Below are 12,459 nucleotides of genomic sequence, written 5' to 3' on the forward strand. Positions count from 1 at the left end.
CAGAAAATTTAACATCAAAAAAAGAATATTATAGAGCACACTATTCACAATAAGTATAAATTAAAAGGGAGGGCCGAAAATTCGGTCCTCCCTTTTTTGAGTTGTCATAAACTCACCTGTGCTAGCCACCGATGAGCTGCATTGCCATCCTGGGCATTCCGTTTGCCTGAGATAGCATAGCGACTGCGGACTGTGTGAGGATCTGATTTCTTGTGAACTCAGTCATCTCAGTCGCAACGTCTACGTCGGAAATGCGTGATTCCGAAGCCTGAACGTTTTCAGCCTGAATTGAGAGGTTGGTAATAGTATTCTCCAATCTGTTCTGAAGTGCACCAAGATTAGCACGGATCTTATCCTTGGAAGTGATCGCGTTGGTCAGCTTGTCCAGAGATTCCTGTGCCATTTGCTGAGTAGAAATGGAGTTACCGGCGGCAAGACCTACACCAAGAGCAGAAGCTGTCGATGTATTAATTGCGATATAATAATAGTCTTCTGCCGAATCGTTACCGGTACCGAAGTGAATCTTTACCGGACCAGTTGAAGTCAGTCCTCCACCATCGTGAGAAGATACAGAACCTGACATATTACCGTTAAGCAGATGAATACCGTTAAAGTCTGTTGCATTGGCGATACGGGTAATTTCTGAAGCCATTGCCTGATATTCAGAGTCGATAATAAGGCGCTGACTTGAGTTGTAGGTACCAGTTGAAGCCTGAGTTGCAAGCTCTTTCATACGGATTAACTTTTCATCAATAACTCCAAGTGCTCCATCAGCAGTCTGGATCATTGAGATGGCGTCATTAGCGTTACGAATACCCTGATTAAGGGATTTGACATCCGCACGCATAAGTTCGCGAATTGCTAGCCCTGCGGCATCATCTGCTGCAGTTCCTACACGAAGACCTGAGGAGAGACGACGGGTCGACACACCAAGGTTACCGTATGATTCCTGCAGGTTACGAGACGCGTTAGCTGCCATCATGTTGTGATTAATTACGAGCGACATAATAATTCCTCCTTGAATTATCTGAAAAATTCGCCTGAGTGGGTCCTTCCACTCTGACCATTAATTTTTTACTGGTTAACTAGAGTATAAAAATTGCTTTTGGCCTACTTCATAAAATACCCTCCGGAACAATTAGACTAAAGGCGTTAAGCCAATGAATCCGGAAAATCGCCGTCATATCATTTTAAGAGCAGTTAAAGACACTACCTGCATATGGACTCACGCAGGTCCGCTTAATCTTCTCGATACGCAGGACTCTAGTGCGAGTCCGCGACTCTGTTACAGGCATGGTCTCCAAGCAGTAGCGATTCTCACATGTCCCATTTGGGAAATATTCTTATACGGAAAACTAATCCGCACATTACCAACCTCCGAGAATCGCACCTAAACCAAATGCCTTTTAGTGCTCTGAAAAGAAATCAGGTTAAACTATCCAGACTCACACCTCCTGTTGATTATAAAAAACTCTGCCAAAAGCTTTGCAACGGGTGTGCCTATTTTTTAGTTAGCGTTTATTTATTTATGAAGAGAATTGATAACTATATGTATAGACAGTGTTTTTAAAACTAAAGACTACTTTATTTTAATTAATAGAAGTTTTGTGACATCAAAAAGCAGGCAACTTCTGCCCATGTGAGAGGAAAAAGATTCCTGTAGATCATCCACAAAATGTCTGTGCTAAAAATATAGACCGGAGGAGAGAAAAAAATTTAGTTAAAAATACATGAGCTTATGCATAACCAATTATACGCAAAGCAATTATTTACATAATTAACCAACAATTATATCACCCATAGAGAGTAGAGGGAATAATTTATAGAAGTAAACTATATCGTTTAAAGAGAAAGCAGATTTGAAATGAAAAATAGAAGTATATACAAATTAAACAACAAAATAAAAAACTACCTTTGTATTTTTATAATAATTTTTATTGTAAGCTCTATTCTATCATTCTGTCTGTTTTTTTGGTCTGTATCTGCTGAAGTAAATGAAAAAGCAAAAACATGGGGCAGCTATTTTACTGAACGTATTATTTTTCTAGAAGATGTCATTGCTTCACGTACTACTGTCGATCATGGAATTACATCCATATTAAAAGTACTTCCTGAAGGAGAAATTATTAACAGCAGACCTTTCCCCATAGACCAAAAAAACATTAATAACACAGAACTTCTCAAAGTAATAAAGGATTATGTTCCCGGTGAAGTTCATTTAATTAAAGAACCAGGTAGAAAAAAGGAATCTTTAAAGAAAAATTTTCTGGTTATGCGCATGGACTATAGTTTCTTTATTGCAGATATTCCGGCTAAAAGCCTTCTGCCAGTACAACCGCACGACACAGAATTATTCATCAAAGATAAGGACAACCACTACTTTTTTTTTACAGAAGACCAATACAACATTAAAGAAAAAAAAATTAACGGACTAATTTTTTCAGGCATGCATGTATTCGCAACAGCAAAAGCGAAACCATCTCGTTTTGACGAGATTACTATTTATCTGGCCGAAGATATTTCTCCTGAATTCTACGTAGCAATATTACTCTTAACCATGACCGCAATTTGCCTGGCAATAATATTAAAACGCTCTACCTTCCTGACGTCCGACCTGAATGAAAATGAGAATGACTTTGCACGCATTGGCCGCCTTCTGGCACGTGTCTCAAAAATGCCTGATAAAAATATGAGCCATATACCAGCTATTGAGTACACTGCTGAAAACATACGAAAAGTCGATTGGGACGCAGAGATAGCTGCAATGTCCTTCTCAGAAAACAGAGAATATATTGCAGCAACTGCTTTTTTCTCTAATAACATTCTAGAGCTTCTTGATAAAATAACTGAACACTCAAAGGATATTGCTAAATCCAGGCAGGAATATCATGATCTCGTTCAAACAGCCCGCAGTATTATTTTAAGAATAGATTTATCTGGCACATGCACATTTTTTAATGAATATGCACAATCATTTTTCGGTTTTCCAGAAAATGAAATACTGGGGCAACCAGTTGTCGGAACTATTATACCGAAAACATCAAACGGAGATTCCGAGATTGAAATAATAATGAAATCAATCGGTGACCTGATAGAAAAGAGGCCTACTGGTACAAATCAAAATGTATGTAAGGATGGAAGTATTGTATGCGTATATTGGTCTAATAGCCCTATATATGATAAAAAAGGGAACCTTGTTGAAATTCTTTCAGTAGGAACAGATGTAACGGCTAAAACCATTGCAGAATCCGAACTCGAAAAGACCAGAAATTACATCAAAAATATTATAGATTCCATGCCATCAGCAATAATCGGGCTTAACAGTGAAAAGCTGGTTACACAATTTAATATAACTGCTCAGAAAATGTCAGCTGTTCCAGTGAACAGAATTGTAGGCGCACATATTGATGAAGCGTTTCCATCTATATCCAAATACTCTGATAGAATCAGCAAAGCGATTGAAACTGCCATACCGGAAACGGGTATACGAACGCAGGATATTTTAAATCCAGAAAGCTATCAGGACATAATAATCTATCCCCTCACAGGTGGTCTCAAAGGTGCTGTTGTCCGCATTGACGATTCAACTGAACGCGTGCGCATTGAAGAGATGATGATTCAGACTGAAAAGATGATGTCTGTCGGAGGACTTGCCGCAGGAATGGCACATGAAATAAATAACCCTCTTGGTGGTATCATTCAAGGAATTCAAAATATTATTCGCCGTATGTCACCGGATATCCCTGCTAATATTAAAGCAGCTGAAAAAGCCGGTTGTACGCTCAACTCAATTCATAGCTACATGGAAGACCGTAAGATAATTAAAACACTTGAAGGTATCACAGAATCAGGAATACGCGCAGCAAAAATTGTCTCAGGTATGCTTGAATTCAGCCGTAAAAGTGACTCCCGCAAGGCTCCATGTGACCTGCGTAAAATGATGGATAAAGCAGAAGTCCTGGCTACACAGGACTACGATTTAGGAAAAAAATATGATTTTAAAAAAATTAAAATTATTAAACAGTATGATGAGAACCTAAGTCTCACCAACTGCACTGAAACCGAGATAGAGCAGGTCTTTCTCAATCTCCTGCGTAATTCAGCACAGGCAATGGCTGAATGGGATCAAATGCCAAAACAACCAGAAATATCTATAAAGATAAAAAATTGTGGAGACGTGATCCTCTGCTCTATTTCTGATAACGGTCCAGGCATGAGTGAAACAACCCGCAAACGAGTCTTTGAACCATTTTACACGACCAAATCTCCAGGCTCCGGAACAGGACTAGGTCTTTCAGTATCTTATTTTATAATTACGCAAAACCACAGAGGAAAATTTAACGTACACTCAAGTCCCAGAAAAGGAACAACGTTTAATATAATTCTTCCTGTAAAGAATGGTTGTAAATTTTAATTAAGACGGTTTTTGAAGAACATGATACGATCATAAGATCGCTTAATACGTTGCTCGGTAATCTTCCCCTCCAGAACAAGTTCTTTAAGCACATTTACAGCTTTAGTTCCTAATGCGGGCTCATATATCAAGTTGTTTCCGAAAAGTAGTATGTCTGCTCCGGCGTGGACAGCTTTATCTATAGCATCCTTAAAACCATACTGACTGCTTACTGCTGCCATCTGCATATCATCTGTAATAATAATCCCTTCAAAACCCAATTTACGGCGCAACAACCCGGTTATGACTTTGCGCGACAATGTAGCTGGATAGTCACGGTCCAGTTTCTTATTGAAAATATGAGCAGTCATAACCATATCCGCTTTACCGTCTTTGATCAGCTTTTTAAATGGATAGAGTTCATTTGATGACCATGTCTCACTGACATCAGTAAAACCTTTATGGCTGTCACCGACAGAACTGCCATGTCCGGGAAAATGCTTCAAACACGAAAAGACATTCTCACTATGCAGGCCATTAATAAAAGATTCAGCAAAGTCGGCAACGATTTCCGGATCATCGGAAAAACTCCGCTGCAATCCAGAAATAACTGGGTTTACGGCATTGCAGTTCACGTCCACAACAGGTGCAAAATTCATATTTATTCCTTCAGAAGCAAGTGTACTTGAAATAGATTTTCCGGCCCGGAATGCTGCATCTTTATCACCACTATTCCCCAGTTCTGCTGCCGATGGAGTCTGCATAAAACCTGCTTCAGCTGTGAGTCTTGTGATTATCCCGCCTTCCTGATCGATTCCTATAAAAAGAGGAATATCGGCATAGCTCTGTAAAGATGATGTGAGTCTTTTTAACTGATCAGGTCCTGAAATATTTCGCACAGTACTATTCAACGCGCAGTCTTTATTGAATAAAATAACCCCTCCTATCCCGGAATTGCGGATATCCTGCGCAATAAGACTTTCGGAATCTGCGGTCATTCCCCTGAATCCGACCATAACCATCTGGCCTACCATTTTATCAAGTTCTGAATGTACACCAGAATTTGAATGCAGAGCACAACCCGATATGATCATAATCAAAATAAGTAAAAGAGGGAAAATTCTTGTCATTAATAGACTCCAGCTTATATTTTCTCACTATAAATTTATAAAAAATGAGTTATATTTGTGATTCAGGTATTTAGCAAGGACCTATGCATGTATTGCCACACAAGTTGATTTGCTATAAATAGTTTGCTCCACTCGCTTAATAAAAAGAATCAAAAGGAAATAATATGTCCGAAACAGCTCTGCAAAAAGTGCTTGATCATGCCCGCTCAGGCATTGAAGTACGAGAGGCTTTTTTTGAACAACATTCACAGTTAATAGTAGAGATTGCCAGATCAATGGCAGTACGCCTTGCGCAAGGATCTAAAATTTTATTCTGTGGTAATGGTGGAAGCGCGGCTGATTGTCAGCACCTTGCAGCAGAATTGGTTAATAGATTTAAACTTGAGCGTCCCCCTCTTCCGGGTCTTGCTCTAACCACTGATACATCAATAATTACAGCCATCGGCAATGATTATTCTTATGATATGATTTTTGAAAAACAAGTACAGGCCCTGGGACTCCCCGGTGATGTATTAATCGGGATCAGTACATCTGGAACCAGCCCTAACGTTATAAAGGCACTTAAAGAAGCAAAGCGTAAAAATATGATCACCATAGGGATGACTGGAATGGGCGTCGGTGAAATGCTGTCGATCTGTGACCACGTTGTCAGCGTTCCGAGCAAAGACACTCCTGTAATTCAGGAAATTCATATTGCTGCAGGACACCTTTTTTGCGAGCTCATTGACCACTTTCTCTTTGAGGCAGTTTCAGAGCTTGAGCCATATTTGACTGCAGACTAAAATATCTAAGAGAGCTGCTGACATGCGAATTCTAGTAGTTGAGGACAGTAAAACCAGTCGAATGTATCTACTGGAAATACTAAAAACAATTACCAGCAAAAACACTACGACGGATTATGCTGTAAGCGGCGAAGAAGCTCTTGCAAAGTATGAAACAAGCATTACTTCCGGTGAAGGATATGACCTGATTTTTATGGATATAATCCTTCCCGGAATTGACGGCTTGCAAACTCTCGAAAAAATTAGAAACTTCGAGCAGAAAAATGGTTGGTCAGAAGAGCAGAAATCTAAAGTTATCATCACTTCAGTAGTTGATGATGAAATCAAAGTTTCACGTGCATTCTTTCAATGCGGGGCTATATCTTACATGACAAAGCCTATTACTGCAGACAAAATTAAATCCGAGATGAATAAATTCGGTCTTATTTAACTAGGAGTGACCATGGACGGACTGACTTTGGCATTTATTCCTGTAGCAGCGATACTTACCATCACTCCCGGTTCAGATACCATGCTGGTAGTTAATAACTCCCTCACTCGATCGACTAAAGACGGACTGTGCACTGTTGCCGGTGTTAATGCCGGGCTTCTTATCCACGCACTAGCTTCCGCCCTCGGCCTGTCCGTTATCTTAATGAACTCAGCTACGGCCTTTGAAATGGTAAAAATGGCTGGTGCTCTTTATATTATATTTCTGGGCATACAATCTTTACGCAGCAGTAGAAAAAATGACTTAACAGAACAGACTGAAAAGATCTGCAGTAAAGGAATCACAACATCATTGCGTGAAGGTTTTTTGACTAATGTACTTAATCCAAAGGTAGCTGTTTTTTATTTGGCCTTACTCCCACAGTTCATCTCTCCGACAGAAGACATATTACGCAAATCACTCTTATTAATGACAATTCATTTCAGTATGGGCATCATCTGGCTCAGCTTTGTCTCACTCACCCTTGGAAAAATGCGTCATTTCATTTCAGGTGGAAAATTCAAAAAAAGACTGGAAATGATTTCAGGATTTGTCTTTATAGGACTGGGACTCAAAATCGCTTTATCAAAGCACTAGCAACATCATAACCACTTAAAATATTTTCATAACCAGATAAATAATACACTTTTTTGAACTATTAAACAGATTCTTAACTAGGTAAAGCCTACAGCCTATCTAAGCACGTTTTAAATCCATAATTCTCATATCTATTTCAAATTCAGCATTTTTGACGCTCGCCACAATTTATTACGATTATACTGTGTCTTGCTCCATTCAAAAGCAAATGATAAGCTGTATCTATGACTGTGTTTTATGCAACATCTTCTTCAACAGTAAAAATCAAGTTACTGCAAGCCAGTGCTGTAATCTTGCTCATTTTGCTTTTCTTTATTCCCTATCGGGAAATCAGAATAGAGAGAATCAGAGCATTTGGAGAAGCGAAAGCAATAGGTACTGTCGTCAGGAAAAATGCCATAAAGGAAGGTAAAAGTAAGACTGCAAGCCAATTTAAAAATTATTATGTGAGCTACCGCTTCATTGACCCAAACGGCTTGCCACACCAGAGAGAAGCACATGTTGATGCCGAATTTTGGGAGGAGTTAACACGTGGGGATAGTGTTATAGTATATTATGCAAAGGCAGAACCAATGGTTTCCCGTATAGACCACGAAAGTGAGAGTGCGGTGGTAAAGTTGTTGGCAAAGTTTTCGCGGACTAATGTACCCTGACTTGATATATACAATAATTTAAGGATGACTTGGATAAATTCTGATTCTTTAAATCTATTTTATTGATTATCAACTGCAGAATTCTTGGGAAGGTCTTCTACAGCAAGATAGTTGCGCACGTTAACGTTGGATTAGGAGCTTTCTATGTTCAAGAAATTAGCTTTTCAGACAAAATTAATGCTGGGGGCTGTAGGCATCATTCTAGTTACAATTATTTCTATGACGACCATTAACCTATATAAGGTACAGGGATCACTGCAGGAACTTGGTGAAACTTCAATGCAGTCCATAGCTCAAGGTGTTCATTCTCTTATGGAAATGCAGAATGACATCCTTATTGATAAAGTTAAATCTGATATTGACATACTGGATAAACAAATTTTTTCTATGGGATTTCCAAAGTTAAACAAACGAAAATTAATCACCCAAACGATTACAAACCAATTCACCAAAAAAAATGAAACTGCAACTTTTCCAACTCTCGAATTCGGTGGATTAGTCATCAACAATAAAAACGACCTAGTTGACGATCTTCAAAAAGAAATCGGAGGAACTGCAACAATCTTTGAAGTTCTGCCCGACAAACTTCTCAGAGTATCAACTAACGTCATGAAACTTGACGGAAGTCGTGCCGTAGGGACATATATTCCATCCAGCAGTAATGTTTATAAAACTGTTATGACTGGAAAAACATACTACGGCATGGCTTATGTAGTTAATGCCTGGTATATCACTGCATATAAGCCTCTTACCAACCTTCGCGGAAAAATTGTCAGCGTCATTTTTGTCGGCAGAAAAATTATTACCCCGGCATTCAGAAAATCTATCGAGGCATCAAATGTCGGAGGCAAAGGATTCGCATATATTTTCAACAATAAAGGCGAAATTATTATCCATCCGACTCTTGAAGGCAAAAACCTTAAAGAAAGTCCCTTATGGCAAATATACGAGAATACAAAAGAAGGTGCAGTAAATTACGAAATGGATGGTCAAACTAAAAGTGCCTACATTACTCACTTCAAGCCTTGGAACTGGGCTTTTGCCTTTACTATGAATAGATCTGATATGGCGCATGGTGTTGATAAAGAAATATTCATCACCAATGTTGTCATAGCCGTCATTGCTTTAGTTCTTTCAATAATAATCCTGCTTATACTTATCAAGGCCACGACTAAACCTTTGATTGAACTTGCTCACTTCACTGAAAAAGTATCAGAAGGAGATTATGAATCTGATCTCAGATATGAGGCTGATGATGTTGTAGGACGCACTATAAATTCAGTAAGGGCAATGGTTCTTGAACTTAAAAATAAGCTTGGATTTTCTGAAGGCCTTCTGAATGGACTCCCCCAGCCCTGCATCGTTGTTGATCTTGATGATAAAATTACTTTTGTTAATCAACACCTGATTGATAAATTTGGTTTTTCCGGCACAACTGATAGTTACATAGGAAAAAAATTTAAAGACCTCATCAACGATAGTAATATTAATCAGCATATTGATAATTGTGTAAGCCAAAATAAAGAATTCTCAGATATTGAAATATCATCATCGACAGAACAGGGAATCAAATTCTACGCTATCATCGATGTATCCCCGCTCAATAATCTTGACGGAGAGCCCATTGGTGCGTTCATGACTATGAATGATATTACCTCTATGAAAGAAAATGAACAGGCTGTTATAGATCAGCATAACAAAATATCTGAGACAGCAAGAGAAGCTGACGAGATATCGGATATGCTGTCATCGGCAGCTGATGAACTTGCCGCTCAAGTGGAAGAATCACGTAGAGGAGCCGAAACTCAGCAACAGAGAGCCAGTGAAACTGCAACTGCAATGGAACAGATGAATTCAACTGTTATGGAAGTTGCACGTAACGCAGGACAAGCTTCTGAAAATGCAAAAGCAACTAAAGAGAAGGCTATAGATGGGCAAAATATAGTAAGTCTTGTGGTAAAATCCATCAAAGTTCTTGAAGACAATTCTGAAGAGCTTAAAGAGAGTATGGAAAAACTTGGAACACAGACTGATTCTATAGGAAGCGTTATGAATGTCATCACCGATATAGCCGACCAGACAAACCTGCTGGCCTTAAATGCAGCTATTGAAGCAGCAAGAGCCGGGGAAGCAGGGCGCGGATTTGCTGTAGTTGCAGATGAAGTTCGTAAACTTGCTGAAAAAACAATGGATGCAACCAAAGAAGTTGGAACAGCTATTTCATCTATTCAGTCAAGCACACAGATAAATATATCAGCAACAGAAAATGCTGTTGAGTCTATTGTTGAATCAACGGAATTAGTCGCCAAGTCTGGTACTGCTCTTGATGAAATAGTTCAAATGGTTGAAGACTCGGCCGACCAGATTCAGAGCATAGCAACTGCAGCTGAAGAACAATCAGCATCAAGTGAACAAATCAGCAGAGCGACTGAAGAAATTAACATTATCTCAACAGAGTCAGCTGAAACAACGGTTCAATCAGCACAGGCTATTTCTGAAGTAGCGAAACTTGCTGCTCAAATTAAAGAACTGATTCGCAATATGCAGTAGTAAAAAACAGTCAGAGCATTCATTTAAAAAGGCGATATCTTTATAAGATATCGCCTTTTTAAATACAAAACGTTCTGCATACACAGTAGAAAATATTACTTTCGCCCAATATAGTAAAATCCCATAGACTTATTTCCATTCATAGTGGTGTAAATTACTTCTTTATACTCAACTGTCTGAAAATTAGTGAGGAGCATTTCTATGTGTTCTGGTGAAAAATGTCGTAAAACACCACCGCCCTCCAACTCAAAAACACCGAAGGTGCTGTACTTAGCTTCGAATTCAGCGTACCGCTTCAAATTTCGCTCATCCGAATTCAACAAAAAATCGTTGATATATAAAACTCCATCCGGCCTGAGTACCCTATAAATTTCATTGATTAAAGCAGTCTGATCTTCATCTTTAGGAATGCATGTTAATACAGCGACTAACAGAGCTGCATCGAATGAGTTATCTGTAAAAGAAATCTGGTTGTCCTTAAGCTCTCGAAGATCAAGACTTGAATCGTACTCTCTTCCCCTTTTCCTGAGGGAATCAGACGGCTCTACACCCTTTATATTTTCAAAACCGGACTTGTGTAAAAGGCTCATTATACGACCATAACCACAGCCCACATCAAGTATTTCAGCTGATTTATCAACATGAGAATTGAAGAGCTCAATTTGAAAAGGAGTTGAAAAATCTTTACGCGCTCCTTTTTCCTCCCAATACTTTATAAACTTAGTATAATCAGAGTTCATATCACATTCCAACTGTTGTATGGTTAAACCACGTTTTCAGGAGAGTACATCAAAGTGTAGCTAATCCGTCACAAGACTGAGATTAATTAACAGACCAGCATATGTATAAGCCTCAATAGTCAAAAAACAAATAACTGATTTCATCAATTCCAATGGAGGCAAATCATGAATTCTTCTCAAAGATCTCTTATTAAAAAATATCTCGAAGAAAAACTGGCTGAACTTCTGGAGCGTACACAGTCCCGCAATACTGCCGTAGAGAGCTGTGCTGATGATAATGAGTATGCATCACGCATTACTGAACAAAAAATAAACCTGGCATTACACTCACGTGAAACAGAACTTATCAAAGAAACAGAAGAAACTTTAAAGAGGGTAGAGCACTACGACTTTGGTATTTGTGAGGAATGCTCCGAGTCGATCGGATTTGCACGCTTAAAAGCCAACCCAACGACTTGCTTATGCGTCTCCTGCCAGTCCCGTATGGAAGAAGCACAGCTAGGCAGAGTTGGTTAGCGGTCGCTGCTAAAAATTATTAACTTTCGGTTGAATACTTACTGAACGTTAGTTTCTACAGAGTTATATATCAATTTTTATTTTGTGCGCCTAATTTAAAGGCGCACAAAATAAAGTATACATACTTTAAAAGCAGTAAAACAAAAATTTAATCTTTTTCAACAGTTCTGGCACTGATGCTTGTGACCATTATCTCAACAACATCAACAGCTTTTATACCAGAATCACTCATAACCCATTCCTTGCCGCTATACTGCTTCATGATACAATTTAAAGCTGCAAGTTTTTCTTTCTCTTCAAGAACGCGGGGAACTCCTGCACCTATGACTGATTTAAAAGCACACCCCCATTTACAAGGATCATCCTTCGCAACAACTTGATGCTCAACAAGAACGCTGAACCCGATCACACCTCCTTTATGGAGAGCCTCTATCTTGCGACCTTTTTTTGAAGAATGGATATATATTTTTCCATTATAATACCCGTAATTTACAGGGACACTAAACAACCCCATATTATCCTGCAAAGCAAGATGCATAACTTCGCCTTGTGTCAAATAAGAGCCGATAAGACTTTCATCCTTACTTACTCCTTTTCGGAGTTTTATATCAGTATCCATATTCTGCCCC

Annotated in this window: 11 protein-coding genes; 7 read left to right on the plus strand and 4 right to left on the minus strand. The window is 38.9% G+C overall.

Annotation, left to right across the window (positions count from 1 at the left end; genetic code table 11):
* Nucleotides 1–121: 121 nt before the first annotated feature.
* Entirely contained in the window at nucleotides 122–1,006 is an 885-nt protein-coding gene (locus H589_RS0107950) for a flagellin N-terminal helical domain-containing protein (protein WP_027721534.1), read from the minus strand.
* A gap of 858 nt (nucleotides 1,007–1,864) precedes the next feature.
* On the opposite strand from H589_RS0107950, the gene H589_RS19395 reads away from it, so the two are divergent.
* Nucleotides 1,865–4,414, plus strand: coding sequence for a PAS domain-containing sensor histidine kinase (locus H589_RS19395; RefSeq protein WP_035075469.1), 2,550 nt, complete (start codon nucleotides 1,865–1,867; stop codon nucleotides 4,412–4,414).
* On the opposite strand, the gene H589_RS0107960 is transcribed toward H589_RS19395, so the two are convergent.
* Entirely contained in the window at nucleotides 4,411–5,523 is a 1,113-nt protein-coding gene (locus H589_RS0107960; RefSeq protein WP_027721535.1) for a glycoside hydrolase family 3 protein, read from the minus strand. The two genes, H589_RS19395 and H589_RS0107960, sit on opposite strands and share 4 nt — an antisense overlap.
* A gap of 164 nt (nucleotides 5,524–5,687) precedes the next feature.
* Here H589_RS0107960 and H589_RS0107965 point away from each other — a divergent pair, with 164 nt between their 5' ends.
* The 5 genes from H589_RS0107965 to H589_RS0107985 all read left to right on the plus strand — a co-directional run bounded on the left by H589_RS0107965 (nucleotide 5,688) and on the right by H589_RS0107985 (nucleotide 10,574).
* Nucleotides 5,688–6,305: a D-sedoheptulose 7-phosphate isomerase gene (locus tag H589_RS0107965; RefSeq protein WP_027721536.1), complete on the plus strand. Its 618-nt coding sequence runs from the start codon at nucleotides 5,688–5,690 to the stop codon at nucleotides 6,303–6,305.
* 22 nt (nucleotides 6,306–6,327) lie between these two features.
* Nucleotides 6,328–6,735, plus strand: a complete 408-nt coding sequence (locus tag H589_RS0107970; RefSeq protein WP_027721537.1) for a response regulator — start codon at nucleotides 6,328–6,330, stop codon at nucleotides 6,733–6,735.
* Nucleotides 6,736–6,747: 12 nt separating this feature from the next.
* Nucleotides 6,748–7,371, plus strand: coding sequence for a LysE family translocator (locus H589_RS0107975; RefSeq protein ID WP_027721538.1), 624 nt, complete (start codon nucleotides 6,748–6,750; stop codon nucleotides 7,369–7,371).
* A 224-nt stretch (nucleotides 7,372–7,595) separates the two neighbouring features.
* Nucleotides 7,596–8,024 carry a hypothetical protein gene (locus tag H589_RS0107980; RefSeq protein WP_027721539.1) on the plus strand — a complete coding sequence of 143 codons (429 nt, stop codon included), beginning with the start codon at nucleotides 7,596–7,598 and terminating at the stop codon, nucleotides 8,022–8,024.
* A 144-nt stretch (nucleotides 8,025–8,168) separates the two neighbouring features.
* A complete protein-coding gene (locus H589_RS0107985; RefSeq protein ID WP_027721540.1) occupies nucleotides 8,169–10,574 on the plus strand; it encodes a Cache 3/Cache 2 fusion domain-containing protein in 2,406 nt (801 codons plus the stop codon).
* 95 nt (nucleotides 10,575–10,669) lie between these two features.
* Here the strand turns inward: H589_RS0107985 and H589_RS0107990 are convergent, their stop codons facing one another.
* Complete coding sequence (locus H589_RS0107990; protein WP_051249670.1) at nucleotides 10,670–11,314, minus strand: class I SAM-dependent methyltransferase; 645 nt, start codon at nucleotides 11,312–11,314, stop codon at nucleotides 10,670–10,672.
* Nucleotides 11,315–11,479: 165 nt separating this feature from the next.
* Here H589_RS0107990 and H589_RS0107995 point away from each other — a divergent pair, with 165 nt between their 5' ends.
* Nucleotides 11,480–11,830 carry a TraR/DksA family transcriptional regulator gene (locus tag H589_RS0107995; protein WP_027721542.1) on the plus strand — a complete coding sequence of 117 codons (351 nt, stop codon included), beginning with the start codon at nucleotides 11,480–11,482 and terminating at the stop codon, nucleotides 11,828–11,830.
* Between the two features lie 148 nt (nucleotides 11,831–11,978).
* On the opposite strand, the gene H589_RS0108000 is transcribed toward H589_RS0107995, so the two are convergent.
* A complete protein-coding gene (locus H589_RS0108000; protein WP_027721543.1) occupies nucleotides 11,979–12,449 on the minus strand; it encodes a pyridoxamine 5'-phosphate oxidase family protein in 471 nt (156 codons plus the stop codon).
* Nucleotides 12,450–12,459 lie beyond the last annotated feature (10 nt).

Origin of the sequence: Maridesulfovibrio zosterae DSM 11974 (assembly GCF_000425265.1) — a bacterium.
Taxonomy (GTDB): domain Bacteria; phylum Desulfobacterota; class Desulfovibrionia; order Desulfovibrionales; family Desulfovibrionaceae; genus Maridesulfovibrio; species Maridesulfovibrio zosterae.

Excerpts from the sequence above, each read along its gene's own strand:
- H589_RS0107970 (WP_027721537.1), top strand. The coding sequence starts at position 6,328 with ATGCGAATTCTAGTAGTTGAGGACAGTAAAACCAGTCGAATGTATCTA.
- H589_RS0107960 (WP_027721535.1), bottom strand. The coding sequence starts at position 5,523 with ATGACAAGAATTTTCCCTCTTTTACTTATTTTGATTATGATCATATCG.
- H589_RS0107975 (WP_027721538.1), top strand. The coding sequence starts at position 6,748 with ATGGACGGACTGACTTTGGCATTTATTCCTGTAGCAGCGATACTTACC.
- H589_RS0107980 (WP_027721539.1), top strand. The coding sequence starts at position 7,596 with ATGACTGTGTTTTATGCAACATCTTCTTCAACAGTAAAAATCAAGTTA.
- H589_RS0107965 (WP_027721536.1), top strand. The coding sequence starts at position 5,688 with ATGTCCGAAACAGCTCTGCAAAAAGTGCTTGATCATGCCCGCTCAGGC.
- H589_RS0108000 (WP_027721543.1), bottom strand. The coding sequence starts at position 12,449 with ATGGATACTGATATAAAACTCCGAAAAGGAGTAAGTAAGGATGAAAGT.
- H589_RS19395 (WP_035075469.1), top strand. The coding sequence starts at position 1,865 with ATGAAAAATAGAAGTATATACAAATTAAACAACAAAATAAAAAACTAC.
- H589_RS0107995 (WP_027721542.1), top strand. The coding sequence starts at position 11,480 with ATGAATTCTTCTCAAAGATCTCTTATTAAAAAATATCTCGAAGAAAAA.
- H589_RS0107990 (WP_051249670.1), bottom strand. The coding sequence starts at position 11,314 with ATGAACTCTGATTATACTAAGTTTATAAAGTATTGGGAGGAAAAAGGA.
- H589_RS0107950 (WP_027721534.1), bottom strand. The coding sequence starts at position 1,006 with ATGTCGCTCGTAATTAATCACAACATGATGGCAGCTAACGCGTCTCGT.
- H589_RS0107985 (WP_027721540.1), top strand. The coding sequence starts at position 8,169 with ATGTTCAAGAAATTAGCTTTTCAGACAAAATTAATGCTGGGGGCTGTA.